Here is a 14,233-nt window from a genome sequence, read left to right on the forward strand (position 1 = left end):
GGCCGGACGTCAGCCTCGCGGCGGTCCGGCACGAAGCAGAAGATCGAAGTCCTTCCTGACCTTCTGCGACGTCTCCTTGAGATGTGCTTCCAGCACACCGAAATCCGGCAGGTCGGTGACCGCCAGAAGCAGATCCGAAAGCCCTGGCGGAACGTCATCGCGTTCAAAGGCGCCAGTGAGGCAAAGCCGCGTCATCTGCGTCAGCGCCAGATAGAGCGCATAGGCATCGCCAAGGTCCTGCCTGACCCCGGCATCGGCGAAACGGGGAGCCAGACGCGACAGGATGTCGGCCGTGCCGGTGGCGCGTGGCGCCGCATCGACCTGACCGGTAATGACCGCGACCTGGGCGATGAATTCCAGATCGATCAAGCCTCCGGGGATCAGCTTGATATCCCATAGGTCACGCGGCGGCTTCTCCTGTTCGATCATTGCGCGCATGTCGCGGGCTTCCGCCTTTACCTTCGCGGCATCGCGCCGCTGGCCAAGCACCGCCATAACCTCCGCCTCGACCTCGCCGCACAGGCCGGCGTCGCCGGCTATGGGGCGCGCACGCGACAGCGCCATGTGCTCCCAGGTCCAGGCTTCCTGGCGCTGATATTTCTTGAAGGCATCGATGTGGGTCGCCACCGGGCCCTTGTTGCCGGACGGCCGCAGCCGCAGGTCCAGTTCGTAGAGCACACCTTCCGCCGTCGGCGCCGATACAGCCGAGATCAGCCGCTGCGTCATGCGGGTGTAGTAGTGCGAAGGCGCCAGCGGCTTTTCACCGTCGGAATCCTCGGCGTCGGGATCATGGTCGTAGAGAAGGATGAGGTCGACGTCCGACCCGGCCGTCAATTCGCGGCTGCCGAGCTTGCCCATGCCGAGCAGCGAAACCACACCGCTCGCGACCGTGCCGTGGCGCGAGGCGAATTCGCTCATCACCGCCTGCAGGGCCGCCTCGATGGTCAGGTCGGCCAAATCCGAGAACGCACGGCCGGCGCGCGCGGGATCGATCGAGCCGGCGAGCAGCCGCACACCAATCAGGAATTTCTGCTCCGAGGCAAAGATGCGCAACCGGTCGAGGACATCCTCATAAGCCCTGTCGCCTTCGAGGAAGGCGGAAAGCCGCGCCGAGAGATAGGCACGGTCCGGCAGTTCGGTGAGAAGCGCGGGATCGAGCAGGCCGTCGAAGACATGCGGCCGGCGCGTGATGATGGCCGCAAGCCGGGGTGCTGCACCCATGATCGTCGCCATCAGCTTGAGCAGGGCGGGATTCGACTGCAGCAAGGAGAACAGCTGGATGCCGGCCGGCAGGCCGGCAAGAAACTCATCGAAGCGGACGAGCGCCTCATCCGCCCGCCGGGTCTGGCCGAATGCCTTGAGCAGGGCCGGTGTCAGCTCCGTCAACCGCTCGCGCGCTTCCGCCGACTGAGTGACCCGATAGCGGCCGAAATGCCAGCCACGGATGACGCGGCAGATGTCGCTCGGCCGCTGGAAGGCCAGCCCGTGCAGGGTCTGCAACGTGTCGGGATCGTCGACGTCGCCGGTGAAGACCAGATTACCGATGCCGGCCGAGAGCTCGGGCGCGGTTTCGAACAGCGCGGCGTAATGGCGCTCGACCTGCTGAAGCGAGGCACGGAAGGCCAGGGAGAAGGCTGCCGCATCGGCAAAACCCAGCATGCGGGCGATGCGTTCCAGCCCCTCATCGTCTTCGGGCAGCGTGTGCGTCTGCTCGTCCGCCACCATCTGGATCGCGTGTTCGACCCGGCGCAGGAACCAGTACTGGCGGGCCAGCGCGTCACGCGCGTCCGACGTGATCCAGCCTCGGGCCGCGAGCTGACCGAGCATCGGCACGGTTTCGCGGCCGCGCAACTCGGGAAACCGGCCGCCGGCGATGAGCTGCTGGGTCTGGACGAAGAACTCGATCTCGCGGATGCCGCCACGGCCAAGCTTGACGTTGTGGCCTTTCACCGCGATCTCGCCATGCCCCTTGTGGGCGTGGATCTGACGCTTGATCGAATGGACGTCGGCGATCGCGGCGTAGTCCATGTATTTGCGCCAGATGTAGGGCTGCAATTCCTTCAGGAAGCCGTCGCCGGCGGCGATATCACCGGCAACCGGGCGCGCCTTGATCATCGCGGCCCGCTCCCAGTTCTGGCCACGCGCTTCGTAGTAGCGCAGCGCCGCCTCGACCGGGATCGCCAACGGCGTCGAACCGGGATCGGGGCGCAACCTCAAATCGGTGCGGAAGACATAGCCATGCTCGGTGCGGTCCTGCAGGATGCGCACCAGGCGGCGCGTCAACCGCGAAAACAGCTCTGTGGCGTCGAGAGGGTCGATCACGGCGGATGCCTCGGGATCGAAGAACACGACGAGGTCGATGTCGGACGAGAAGTTGAGCTCATGCGCGCCGAGCTTGCCCATGCCGAGCACGATCCAACCGGACCGCAGCGACGGATCGTCGAGATCGGAAAGTCTGAGCTTGCCCTGTCCATGCGCGTCTCGCAGCAGGAAATCGACGGCCGCGCGCGTGCAGGCGTCGGCAAGGTCGCTCAGCCGCCTTACCGTCTGCGACGTCTGCGCCTCGCCGGCGAGATCGGCGAGCGCGATCAGGAAGTGCGCCTCGGTCTTGCACTGGCGCAGTTCCATCATCAGGCTGGATTCTGAAACCGCCTCCGCCAGGGGCGCCTGTTCGATCGCCGTGCTGATCGCTTTCAGGCGCGCTTCGACCGGCTGGTCGAACAATCCGTCCAGGATTTGCGGCCGCCGGCGCGCTACATCGCGCAGGAAGGGCGAGAGATCGAAGACGGCGGCCAGGAAATGCTGAGCATCTCCCTTCCCAGCCAGAAAACCGGCCAGCCGCGTCAGCCCTTCCTCGCGCGCGACGCCGGCGATTTCGGCCAGCTCCCGCCGCGCCTGGACTTCGTCGAGCGGAGCCAGCGCAACCACCGGCTTGAGCAGCCAGTCCGAGACTTTGCGTTTCGCCGCCGCGGCCATCAGTGATCCTCCCGTGTCGGGAAACTCATGACCACGGATAGTCCGGGATTGCCAGGCAAGAGATCAAGCCGTCCATAATGGAATGTCATGACGGCCTTGGCGAGACTGAGGCCCAGGCCCGAGCCCGGCTGTGAGCGGCTCTTTTCCAGCCGCACGAAACGTTCGGTCGCCCTGGCGCGATCGGCGTCGTCGGGGATGCCCTGGCCATTGTCGGCAACGGTAAGCCTGATCTCGCCGGACACCCTGCCGAGCGTCACGCGAACCGCCGGCTCGGCGGCGGAGCCGGCCGAATATTTGATCGCATTGTCGACGATGTTGGAGAGCGCCTGGCCGATCAGCTCGCGGTTGCCGTCGACGAGGAAAGCGCCATTCACCTCCGCCTCCAGCAGAACGCCGGCTTCTTCCGCCACGGGTTCGTAGAGTTCGACGACATCATGCACGGCGGCCGCGAGATCGACCTTGTTGGTATGCTCGGTAGAATAGCCGGCCTCCAGCCGCGAGATCATCAGGATGGCATTGAAGGTTTTGATCAGCTGGTCGGATTCGGTGATGGTGCCTTCCAGCGCCTGGCGATAGTCCGACGTCTTGTGCTTTCCCGACAAAGTGGCTTCGGCGCGGTTGCGCAGCCGGGTCAGCGGCGTCTTCAGATCGTGGGCGATATTGTCGGAGACCTGCTTCAGACCTTCATTGAGCGTGGCGATCCTGGCCAGCATGGAATTGAGGTTCTCCGAAAGCCGGTCGAACTCGTCGCCGGCGCCGGTCACCGGCAGCCGGCCGGAAAGATCGCCGCCCATGATGCGGCGGCTGGCATCCGAAACGCTGTCGATGCGTTTCAACGCTGCGTGCCCGACGAAGAACCAGATCAGAAGGCCGCCCAGCCCCATCATGCCCAGAGCCAGCATCAGCGAACGTTTGATGACGGCGCGGAAGCGCTCCGGTTCGCCGAGATCGCGTCCGACCAGCAGGATCATCTGGTTGGGCAGCCGCAGCACCAGCGCAATGGCGTTGTGACCTTTCTCGCCCTCTGTCTGAGCCGCGTCGTCCGAAGGGGATGGCGTCGTGTCGGACGCTCCGCTGCGCAAGCGATCAAGCTCACCTTCGCCGAAGCGCTTGTAGGAGAACGGCTCGGTCGTCCAGCCCTCGGTATCGATCACACCCGGTTCCAGGGCCTGCACATTGCCGGTCAGGATCTGGCCATTGGCATCGGCGATGAGATAGAGGTTGGCGCCGGGCTGACGGGAGCGGTTTTCGACCACGCGCACCAGCAAGGGCAGGCCGCCCTTCTTGTAGGCGCGCGCGAGGCCGAGCACCTCGTCGTTGATGGTATCCTGGGTCTGCGCGGTCAGCATGCGCGCGGACAGCGAGGTCATGTAGAAGACCAGCAGCACGGCGCAGAGCGCGAAGAGCAGCAGATAGAGCGCCGACAGCCGCGCGGCCGTCGTCTTCATGATGGCGGGCACGGAAAGCGCCATGATGCGGCCTAGATCAGGACGACGTCTGGTCGAAACGTCATCCTGATCCATCTCTTTGCTGGAGCATGACTTCTCGACAGACGAAACTGTTTGCCCGGGAAAACCGGTTGGGACCTTCCGGCATCATGCCCCTACCCGCCCTTCAGCATGTAGCCCGCGCCGCGAACCGTATGCAGGATGGGCTTGTCGAAGCCTTTTTCGATCTTGCCACGCAGGCGCGAGACGTGGACGTCGATGACATTGGTCTGCGGGTCGAAATGATAGTCCCAGACATTTTCGAGCAGCATGGTGCGCGTCACCACCTGGCCGGCGTGGCGCATCAGATATTCCAGCAGGCGGAATTCGCGCGGCTGCAGCGTGATCTCGCGCGAGGCCCGCCGGACCGAATGCGACAGCCTGTCGAGTTCGAGGTCGCCGACCCGGTAGACGGTTTCGGCCTCCTTGGCGCTGGCGCGGCGGTTCAGCACCTCGACACGAGCCAGAAGCTCGGAAAAGGCATAGGGCTTGGTCAGATAATCGTCGCCGCCGGCGCGCAGACCGGTGACCCGGTCATCGACCTCGCCCAGCGCCGACAGGATCAGCACCGGCGTGGTGTTGCCTCGCGAGCGCAGCCCGGCAATGACGGACAGGCCATCGCGGCGCGGCATCATCCGGTCGATGACCATCACATCATAGTCGCCGGCATCGGCGAGCGCGAAGCCGGTCTCGCCATCACCGGCCACATGCGCGGTGTGGCCGGCTTCGGTGAAGGCTTTCTGCAGATAATCCGCCGCCTCGCGGTCATCTTCTATGACGAGAATCTTCATAGAGCCGTTATACGCGATTTCACTGGAAGTTTGAGTAGCCGGCATCTGCATTTTAGCCTTTGCCAAAGCGCATCGCGACCAAGATGATCCCGAGTGTGCGCGATAATATCTTTGTTCAATCGCGTCATTACGCCAGGCACGCCAGGTCCGGCGTATGCCGTTACCCTGAAATCACCAGGCGGACCGGCTTCGGTCACGACAGCAGCAGCCATCCGGGATGTGCGGCAGCGGGCGATGGGAAGCCCGCTGCCGCTGGAGAGAGCACGATGACTGACTAACGTACCCGGCTCCATGCTTTCCCATGCGGCGACTCGGGGGTGTTTGAAACCGCCGCATTGGAAAAGTCGTTTCAGCCCTTGGCGACCGGCAGTGCGACGAAACGGTTGTTGTCGTCGCGGGTGATCTGCATCAGCACGGCCTTGCGGCCCGACTTGACGGCATCGGCCATCGCCTTTGTGACATCCTCGGCGCCGTTGACCTCGGTCGAGTTGACCGCCGTGATGACGTCTCCGGGCTGGATGCCGCGATCGGCCGCATCGCTGTCGGGATCGACATCGGTGACCACCAGGCCCTTGCCTTTTTCGGCCTTGGTGACCGTCAAGCCGAGATCGGCGAGCGAGTCGGGCTTTGCCGGAGTGGCCGGTTGCTGATCCTGGTCATTCGAGGCCTGCTTGTCGCTGGCCGGCAACTTGCCGAGATCGACCTTGATCGTCTGGCTCTTGCCGTCGCGCCAGACGGTGACGTCGACCGACTTGCCCGGCGAATAGGCGCCGATCAGGCGGGCGAGTTCCTTCGGCGATGCGACATCCTTGCCGTCGACCTGAGTGATGACATCGCCGGCCGTGATGCCGGCCTTCTTGCCGGGGCCATCGTCCTGGGCGCTGGACACCAGCGCGCCGTTGTTGGACTTCAGGCCGAGCGATTCGGCGATGTCTGACGTGACCGGCTGGATCTCGACACCGAGCCAGCCGCGCTGCACGGCGCCGTTCTTCATCAAGTCGCCGACGACCTGCTTGGCGGTCGAGGCCGGGATGTCGAAGGCGATGCCGACGCTGCCGCCCGAAGGCGAGAAGATGGCGGTGTTGATGCCGACCACCTGGCCGTTGAGGTTGAAGGTCGGGCCGCCCGAATTGCCGCGATTGACCGAGGCGTCGATCTGCAGGAAGTCGTCATACGGGCCGGCGCCGATGTCGCGGCCGCGCGCCGAGACGATGCCCGCGGTGACGGTGCCGCCGAGACCGAACGGATTGCCGACGGCCACCACCCAATCACCGACGCGAACCTTGGAGTCGTCGGCGAAATCGACATAGGTGAACTTGCCGCCGCCCTCGACCTTGAGCACGGCCAGATCGGTGCGCGGATCGGTGCCGACCAGCTTGGCGTCGAGTTCCTTGCCGTCATTGGTCACGACGGTGAAGGCGGTGCCTTCCTCGACGACGTGGTTGTTGGTGACGAGATAGCCGTCCTCGGAGATGAAGAAGCCGGACCCCTGGGCCACGGGCCGCGGCTGATCGTTGTTGCGGTCGCGGTGGCCGAAGCGGCGATGGCCATCGTCGTTCTGACCGCCCTGATCGCCAAAGCCGCGGAATTCCTTGAAGAAGCGGCGAAGCTGCGGATTGTTGGGGAGATTGTCCAAACCGTCCTGGTCGTCGGAGCCGTCATCGGCCGTCGGCTGGATCTTGGCCTTGACCTTGACGCTGACCACGGCCGGGGAAACGCGTTCCACGACGTCGGCGAAGCTCGGCATCTGCGGAGCCTCGACGCGCACCGCGTCGGCCAGGACAGGGCTGGTTCCGGTGGTCAGCGCGCCGACGCCGAGAGCGCCGGCAACGGCAACGGACGCAACGGCGGCCAGAAGACGCTTATGGGTGCGGGAATATGAATTGGGGGCAATATTCATGGGGTCTCTATCCTCATTTCGAAGGGGACGCGCCTCGATCGGCATCCTTGGGAAAGAAGAATTAGAGAGGCGCACATTACAGCGCCATTTCCGATGCATGAAACTTTGGTAATGTTGCCGACAGCCCGGACCTCAGTCGCGGCGCAAGATTGCATCCAGGGCCGCCTGCTCGTCGGCGGAAAGGGATTTCGTCGCCAGCGTGCGGCGCGAGCGGGCGTTGAGCGCGATGAAAAGCCCGCCCGCCAGAAGCAGGATCACCGGCGTGCCCCACAGCAGCGCGTTGCGCAGGTCGAAGCGCGGCTTCAACAGAACGAATTCGCCGTAACGCGAAACCACATAATCCATGACCTGCCGGTCGCTGTCACCGGCGACGAGGCGCTGGCGCACCAGGATACGCAGGTCGCGCGCGAGATCGGCGTCGGACTCGTCGATCGACTGGTTCTGGCAGACCATGCAGCGAAGGCCCTCCGACAGCGCCCGCGCCCTCGCCTCCAGCGCGGGGTCGGCCAGCATTTCATCGGGCTTCACTGCAAGCGCGGCGCCGGCGAAGACCAGCGACAGCAGCAGGACGAGCGAGCCGATGGAAAGCCTCGCGGTCATGGCATGCCCGCGGAGGCAGGGACTTCTATCCGCTTGCGGCGCCGCGAGGGAGCGCCAACCCGCAGGCGACGGTCCATGAGCGACATCGCCGCGCCGGCCATCATCATCAGGCCGCCGCCCCAGATCAGCGTCACCAGCGGCTTCCACCACAGCCGCACCACGACCGAGCCGTCCTTCCCCTCGTCGCCCAGCGAAATATAGAGTTGCGAAAGGCCAAGGGTCTTGATGCCGGATTCGGTCGTCGTCATCTGCCGCACCGGATAGAACCGCTTGGCGGAGCTGATTTCACCGACCGGATTGCCGGCAGGGCCAATCAGCTCGAAACGGCCGCGATCCTCGCTGTAATTCGGCCCCTGTGCGGGGTAGATTCCGGCGAAGCGCAGCGTGTGGCCGGACAGTTCGACAGTCTCGCCCGGATGCATCGACAGTATCTTTTCGGTGCCGAAGCAGAGCGTGCCGACAATGCCCAGCACGGTCAGGCCCAGGCCCATATGCGCGAGCGCGGTGCCGAAGACCGAACGCGGCAGGCCAGCCAGGCGCCTGGCCATGATGCCCACCGAGACATTGCCGAACCCCGCCTTGACGGCAAGATCGGTGAGCGCGCCGAGTACCAGCCACACGGCAAGGCCGACGCCGAGGGCCGCGAGCACGGTGGCTCCGCTGATGAACAGCGCCGTGACCAGCATGGCCAGCAAGCTCGCCGCAAACGCCGCCATCAGGCGCTGCGCGACGGCAAGGATGTCGCCGCGTTTCCAGGCCAGCAACGGCCCGAAGGGAACCATCACCAGCAGCGGCACCATCAAGGGAGCGAAGGTCAGGTTGAAGAACGGCGCGCCGACGGAAATCTTGTCGGCCGAGAAGGCCTCGACCACCAGCGGATAGAGCGTGCCAACCAGGACCGTGGCGGTAGCCGTGGTCAGGAACAGATTGTTGAGAACCAGCGCGCCTTCCCGGGAAATCGGGTGGAAGAGGCCGCCGGCCGTCAGCCGGGACGCGCGCAGCGCAAACAGCGCCAGCGATCCGCCGATGAACAGCGTCAGGATGCACAGGATGAAGACGCCGCGCGTCGGATCCGTGGCGAAGGCGTGCACGGAAGTCAGGACGCCGGAACGCACCAGGAAGGTGCCGAGCAGCGACAGCGAGAAGGTGAGGATGGCGAGCAGCAGCGTCCAGATCTTCAGCGCCGAGCGCTTTTCCATGACGATGGCCGAATGCAGCAGCGCGGTGCCGGCGAGCCAGGGCATGAACGAGGCGTTCTCGACCGGATCCCAGAACCAGAATCCGCCCCAGCCGAGCTCGTAATAGGCCCAGTATGAACCCATCGCGATGCCGCCGGTCAGGAACATCCAGGCGACCAGGGTCCACGGCCGCACCCAGCGCGCCCAGGAAGCATCGATGCGGCCCTCGATAAGGGCGGCGACCGAGAAGGAGAAGCAGATGGAGAAACCGACATAGCCGAGATAGAGCAACGGCGGGTGGATGGCGAGCCCGAGGTCCTGCAGGATCGGGTTGAGATCGCGCCCCTCGATCGGCGCCGGATTGAGGCGGATGAAGGGATTGGACGTCGCCAGGATGAACAGGAAGAAAGCGGCGCCGATGGCACCCTGGACGGCCAGCACGTTGGCCCGCAGGCTTGCCGGAAGATTGGAGCCGAAGGCTGCGACAAGAGCGCCGAAAAAGGTCAGGATCAGCACCCAGAGCAGCATGGAACCTTCGTGATTGCCCCAGGTTCCGGTGATCTTGTAGATCATCGGCTGCAGGGAATGCGAGTTCTCCCAGACATTGGCCAGGGAAAAATCGGAGGTCGCATAGGCGCTCGCAAGTGCTGCGAAGGAAAGCGCGGTCAGGGCAAAGCCGGTCACCGCGACGGGACCGCCGACAGCCATCAGACGCTGATTGTCGAGGCGCGCGCCAACCAGCGGCACGATCGTCTGCACCAGCGAAAGCGCGAACGCCAGGACCAGGGCGAAATGTCCGGTTTCAACCATGGCTGTCCCCGCAAGGCGCGCTTTTTCTCGGCTTGGAGCTATTCACTCTTGCTCTCCTGCCAGACACCCTTGGCCTTCAGGCCGTCGGCCACTTCCTTGGGCATGTAGCGCTCATCGTGCTTGGCCAACACGCTATCGGCGACAAAGACGCCGTCCGCGCCAAAAGTGCCTTCGGTGATGACGCCCTGCTCTTCGCGGAACAGGTCGGGCAGGATGCCGGTATAGGTGACCTTGACCGACTTGTGGGTGTCAGTGACCGAAAAGGCGACCGTCGCGCCCTGCCCGCGCTGGATCGTGCCCTTTTCGACCAGACCGCCCAGCCGGATCCGCTGGCCGGGCTGGACCGTGGCCGTGGCGAGATCGCCAGGCATGTAGAAATACGACGCCTTCTGGCCGAGCGCGTAGAAGGTCAGCCCGGTGGCGGCGCCCAGGAAAACCAATCCGCCCAAAATGACCGACAATCGTTTCTGCTTGCGCGTCATATCCAGCTCTACTCCGTCGCCGTCAGGCCCAGCGAGGCGGCAAAGGCGGTGAATTTCTTCGCCTCTTCACTGTCGGCCCCGAAAACGGCAATGGCCCGCCCCAGCGCATCGCGCGCCTGGTCGGTCTTGCCCAGCACGACATAGGAACGAACGAGCCGCATCCATCCTTCCGGGTCGCGCGGATTTTGACGAAGTTTATCATCGAGGCCGGCGACCATGGTGTTGATCATGGCTTCGCGATCCTGCGGCGACAGGGACGACGCGGCATCGACATCGGCGGCGTCAGGACCTTTCGCGTCCGCGGCTGATGCAACTTCGGGAGCGTTGGACTTGGCCAACGCCTGCTCGACGGCGCCACGCCAGGCAGAGTCGGATGGCAGCGTGGCGAGCATAGCCTGCCATGCCGCCGCCGCTTCCTTGGTGCGGCCCTCCTGCGCCAGCGCCATGGCGAGATAGAAGCGCGCCTTGGCATTGGCTGGATCGAGTTTGAGCGCAGCTTCGAAGGCATCCTGGGCATCGGCCGAGACAATGCCGCCCGCCGCGCCGGCGATCGCTTCCCCGAGGCCGGCCTGGCGGGCGGCGTTGTCACCGTCCAGGCGGATGGCGTTGCGATAGGCTGCGGCTGCGTCGGTAAAGCGCTGCATGCGCAGATAGACCGGCGCCAGCACGTCCCAACCCCGGCCGTCGGAGGGGTTGGCCGCAAGATGCGCTTCCGCGCGCGCGACCAGCTCGTCGACAGAACTGTCGGCCGGGTTCTTGGCCAACCTCTCGGCGAGCGGTTGTGACGGCAAGTCGGGCGAGCCGATCTGACTGTAGAGCCCCCAGCTGACCAAAGGCACGGCCAGCACGGCGGCCGTGGCGACAAGTCGTGCCATGGCCGATGCCGGCCGGGTCGATAACGTCAGGCCCGATGAACTGGCAGCCGTGTCGAGACGCAGGATGCGGCGGGCGATCTCGGCGCGCGCCTCGGTGGCTTCCGCGGGCTTGATCAAGCCGCGTGCGGCGTCGCGGTCGAGTTCGGACAATTGGTCACGGTAGACTTCGAGATCATGATCGCCGCTTGGCGACGCGCTCCTCGAGCCGCCAGCCAATGGCAGCAACACCGCCAGGCTCGCACCCAGCGTCAACATCGCGGCTATGACCCAGAACAGCATGGTTCTTCCAATAACGGCAGAGCCCTGCCCTGCCAACACTGGCGTCCTGCGACGCTTTGACGGCCAGCGGGCCGATACCGGCCAGCCTGCCCGAACCTCAGGTCAGCGGCGTCCAGCTGCCGTCGGTATTGCGGCAAGCGGTCCCGCGCGCCGTCACGCTGGCGCCGCCATTGAACACCGTCTGCGTGTACTGGCGGCAATCCTGCGAGCCGACGCGGTAGGGCTGGGCCGGAACCACTTCGCCGTATCGCGAAGCCTGATCGCCCTTCCACGTCACCTTCTGGCCGCTGGTGTTGTATTCGAGCGCCTTGTATTCGGCCTCGAGCGCGCTGCGCTTTTCCGTGTCGCTGAGGCCGTTGCCGATCGACCCGCCGATAAGGCCGCCGCCCATCGCGGAAATGATGGACTTGGTGACCTTGCCGCCCGAAGGAGGCGTCGAAACAGGCGTGGGTGTGAGGGTGGGACCCTTGCCACCCAGAGTGCTACAGCCCGAGACGGCCAGCAGTGCGGAAACGAGCGCGACGCGAATCTTCATGCCAACAACCGGTTTTCTTGAGTTGGAGCCTGCCATGGATGCGCCGGGGGCCGCGTCATCGAAGATGTGGCCATAGCGTTGATATTTGTCGGAAATTTGGCCGCCGCCAGCCACTCCCGAACCAATCGATACGCCGCCATAGCACGCGCTGTCCGTCGCTGTCGATTGGCCGGGGATAGCCTCACTGCAGGCTCCGCAAGCGCACCACCGCCTTCAAGCCACCCAAGCCGGATCGTTCAAGCGCCAGGGCGCCGCCATATTCATTGACGAGATCGGCGACAATGGCGAGCCCCAGGCCGGTTCCCGGTTTCGTCTCATCCAGGCGCCTGCCACGCTTCAACGCCTCTCGTGCCTTGTCCTCGGGAATGCCCGGGCCGTCGTCCTCGATGCTGATCTCGAAATGGCTGTCATCCTGTCCGGTCACGGGCGCCACCGAGACCGAGACCGCGCTTTTGGCCCATTTCATCGCATTTTCCAGAAGATTGCCGAGCAGTTCCTCGAGATCCTCGCGTTCGCCGGCAAAGACGATCTCGGTGGCTGGCAAGGAGAGCGACAGGCTGGCTTGAGGGTTGAGCTTCTGCAAGACCCGCACCATGCGTTGCACAAGCGGCGACACCGGCGTGCGGTAGACGACGCTGTCGCGCTGCGCCGCGACGCGGGCGCGCTGGAGATAGTGCTCGACCTGTTTCTGCATGGAAGCAGCCTGCTCGACGATCAGCTGACCCTTGGCGCCGCCCAGCGCCCGGCCCTCATTGAGCAACACCGCAAGCGGCGTCTTCAGCGAATGGGCGAGATTGCCGACCTGTGTTCGGGACCGTTCGACGATGCGCTTGTTGTTTTCGATCAGCGCGTTGGTTTCGTTGGCCAGCGGCTCGATCTCGGCCGGAAACCGGCCGTCCAGCCTTTGCGCGGTGCCCTCGCGCACCATGGCCAGCGCGTTCCTCACCCGGCGCAGCGGCTGCAACCCAAGCAGGATGGCGACGGCGTTGATGGCGATCATGCCGATGCCGAACAGGCCGAGATATGTCAGCAAACGGTGCTGGAAGGTGCTGATTTCCTGCTCCAGCTCGGTCTTGTTGCCCATGACGCGGAAGCGCGCGGCGCGGTTCTTGGCATCGAGGACGAATTCGCTTTCGAAGACCACCAGCTGCTCGCCGACAATGCCCTTGGTGGCGTAACTGCGCTGAAAATTGGCATTGAACGGCACTTCCGCAACGCTCGGCGACAGGATGGACGTGGTCATGGACGATGAATGAAGCTCGCCGTGCACGCCTTCCGAAGCAGGTTCGACCGACCAGTACCAGCCTGAATTCGGTTCGGAAAACCGCAGATCACCCAGATCCGGAGAACCGGTGAGCGCCCCCGTATCGGAGATGCCGACGGATCCGATCAGATTGAACAGATGCGCCGACAGCAGACTGTCGAAGCCTCGCTCGCTGGCCTGGCGGTAGAGCGTGTTGATCAGCGTGAAAATGACGACCAGGGTCAGGATCGCCCAGACAGTCGAAAAGGCGATGACGCGAAAGGTCAGCGAACGCGGCCACAAACGCAGTAGAAACGGCCGCCTTGCGATTGGTTTGAGCGGTTCCGAGTTACGCCTCCGGCTCACGCATGCGGTAGCCCATGCCGCGCACGGTTTCGATCATGTCGATGCCCATCTTCTTACGCAACCGCCCGACAAACACCTCGATCGTGTTGGAGTCACGATCGAAATCCTGATCGTAGAGATGCTCGACCAGCTCGGTGCGCGAAACCACCTCGCCCATATGATGCATCAGATAGGCAAGCAGGCGGAACTCGTGCGAGGTCAGCTTCAGCGGAACGCCGTCAACGTCGGCCTTCGAGGCCTTGGTGTCGAGGCGCAGGGGTCCGCAGGTCAGTTCCGACGAGGCGTGACCGGCAGCGCGGCGGATCAGGGCCCTCACCCGCGCCAGGACCTCCTCGATGTGGAATGGTTTGGTGACATAGTCGTCGGCGCCGGCGTCTATGCCTGAAACCTTGTCGCTCCAGCGGTCACGCGCCGTCAGGATCAGCACCGGCATCTTGCGGCCGCCGCGCCGCCAGCGCTCGACCACGCTGATGCCGTCCATCTGCGGCAGGCCGATGTCGAGCACGACCGCGTCGTACGGCTCGGTGTCGCCGAGGAAATGCCCCTCCTCACCGTCAAAGGCGCGGTCGACGACATAGCCGGCGTCAACCAGGGCGTCGCCGATCTGGCGATTGAGATCCTTGTCATCCTCGACGACCAGTACACGCATGTGGAGATCGATACCTGTTGAAGAAACTTTCCGGACGGCCGGGCGAGATATAGGACGATTCC

Annotated in this window: 11 protein-coding genes; all 11 read right to left on the reverse strand. The window is 64.6% G+C overall.

Features of this window, described 5'->3' with window-relative positions; all coding sequences use genetic code 11:
- Window positions 1-9: 9 nt before the first annotated feature.
- On the reverse strand, window positions 10-2,976 hold the full coding sequence (locus FFS37_RS17215) for a bifunctional [glutamine synthetase] adenylyltransferase/[glutamine synthetase]-adenylyl-L-tyrosine phosphorylase (RefSeq protein WP_137932147.1): 2,967 nt from the start codon (window positions 2,974-2,976) through the stop codon (window positions 10-12).
- Window positions 2,976-4,448, reverse strand: coding sequence for a sensor histidine kinase (locus FFS37_RS17220; RefSeq protein WP_137932148.1), 1,473 nt, complete (start codon window positions 4,446-4,448; stop codon window positions 2,976-2,978). Before FFS37_RS17220 ends, FFS37_RS17215 begins: the two co-directional genes overlap by 1 nt.
- A 131-nt stretch (window positions 4,449-4,579) precedes the next feature.
- Complete coding sequence (locus tag FFS37_RS17225) at window positions 4,580-5,254, reverse strand: response regulator transcription factor (RefSeq protein ID WP_171026308.1); 675 nt, start codon at window positions 5,252-5,254, stop codon at window positions 4,580-4,582.
- Window positions 5,255-5,603: 349 nt separating this feature from the next.
- Window positions 5,604-7,154, reverse strand: a complete 1,551-nt coding sequence (locus tag FFS37_RS17230; RefSeq protein ID WP_137932150.1) for a Do family serine endopeptidase — start codon at window positions 7,152-7,154, stop codon at window positions 5,604-5,606.
- Window positions 7,155-7,286: 132 nt separating this feature from the next.
- Window positions 7,287-7,754, reverse strand: a complete 468-nt coding sequence (locus FFS37_RS17235) for a cytochrome c-type biogenesis protein (protein WP_137932151.1) — start codon at window positions 7,752-7,754, stop codon at window positions 7,287-7,289.
- On the reverse strand, window positions 7,751-9,742 hold the full coding sequence (locus FFS37_RS17240) for a heme lyase CcmF/NrfE family subunit (protein ID WP_137932152.1): 1,992 nt from the start codon (window positions 9,740-9,742) through the stop codon (window positions 7,751-7,753). The genes FFS37_RS17235 and FFS37_RS17240 overlap by 4 nt, the downstream gene beginning before the upstream one ends.
- 38 nt (window positions 9,743-9,780) lie before the next feature.
- Entirely contained in the window at window positions 9,781-10,224 is a 444-nt protein-coding gene (gene ccmE / locus FFS37_RS17245) for a cytochrome c maturation protein CcmE (RefSeq protein WP_137932153.1), read from the reverse strand.
- A gap of 8 nt (window positions 10,225-10,232) precedes the next feature.
- Window positions 10,233-11,378, reverse strand: a complete 1,146-nt coding sequence (gene ccmI / locus FFS37_RS17250; RefSeq protein WP_137932154.1) for a c-type cytochrome biogenesis protein CcmI — start codon at window positions 11,376-11,378, stop codon at window positions 10,233-10,235.
- A gap of 97 nt (window positions 11,379-11,475) precedes the next feature.
- Window positions 11,476-11,913, reverse strand: a complete 438-nt coding sequence (locus FFS37_RS17255; RefSeq protein ID WP_137932155.1) for a hypothetical protein — start codon at window positions 11,911-11,913, stop codon at window positions 11,476-11,478.
- 181 nt (window positions 11,914-12,094) lie between these two features.
- On the reverse strand, window positions 12,095-13,522 hold the full coding sequence (locus FFS37_RS17260) for an ATP-binding protein (RefSeq protein WP_137932156.1): 1,428 nt from the start codon (window positions 13,520-13,522) through the stop codon (window positions 12,095-12,097).
- Complete coding sequence (locus tag FFS37_RS17265; protein WP_137932157.1) at window positions 13,506-14,171, reverse strand: response regulator transcription factor; 666 nt, start codon at window positions 14,169-14,171, stop codon at window positions 13,506-13,508. The genes FFS37_RS17260 and FFS37_RS17265 overlap by 17 nt, the downstream gene beginning before the upstream one ends.
- Between the last annotated feature and the right edge of the window lie 62 nt (window positions 14,172-14,233).

This window comes from Mesorhizobium comanense (genome assembly GCF_005503535.1).
In the GTDB taxonomy this organism is placed as follows: Bacteria; Pseudomonadota; Alphaproteobacteria; order Rhizobiales; family Rhizobiaceae; genus Mesorhizobium; species Mesorhizobium comanense.

What these genes read in the sequence shown, in the direction of transcription:
- FFS37_RS17215 (WP_137932147.1), bottom strand. Translation starts at nt 2,976, where the DNA reads ATGGCCGCGGCGGCGAAACGCAAAGTCTCGGACTGGCTGCTCAAGCCG.
- ccmE (WP_137932153.1), bottom strand. Translation starts at nt 10,224, where the DNA reads ATGACGCGCAAGCAGAAACGATTGTCGGTCATTTTGGGCGGATTGGTT.
- FFS37_RS17255 (WP_137932155.1), bottom strand. Translation starts at nt 11,913, where the DNA reads ATGAAGATTCGCGTCGCGCTCGTTTCCGCACTGCTGGCCGTCTCGGGC.
- FFS37_RS17220 (WP_137932148.1), bottom strand. Translation starts at nt 4,448, where the DNA reads ATGGCGCTTTCCGTGCCCGCCATCATGAAGACGACGGCCGCGCGGCTG.
- ccmI (WP_137932154.1), bottom strand. Translation starts at nt 11,378, where the DNA reads ATGCTGTTCTGGGTCATAGCCGCGATGTTGACGCTGGGTGCGAGCCTG.
- FFS37_RS17230 (WP_137932150.1), bottom strand. Translation starts at nt 7,154, where the DNA reads ATGAATATTGCCCCCAATTCATATTCCCGCACCCATAAGCGTCTTCTG.
- FFS37_RS17235 (WP_137932151.1), bottom strand. Translation starts at nt 7,754, where the DNA reads ATGACCGCGAGGCTTTCCATCGGCTCGCTCGTCCTGCTGCTGTCGCTG.
- FFS37_RS17240 (WP_137932152.1), bottom strand. Translation starts at nt 9,742, where the DNA reads ATGGTTGAAACCGGACATTTCGCCCTGGTCCTGGCGTTCGCGCTTTCG.
- FFS37_RS17265 (WP_137932157.1), bottom strand. Translation starts at nt 14,171, where the DNA reads ATGCGTGTACTGGTCGTCGAGGATGACAAGGATCTCAATCGCCAGATC.
- FFS37_RS17225 (WP_171026308.1), bottom strand. Translation starts at nt 5,254, where the DNA reads ATGAAGATTCTCGTCATAGAAGATGACCGCGAGGCGGCGGATTATCTG.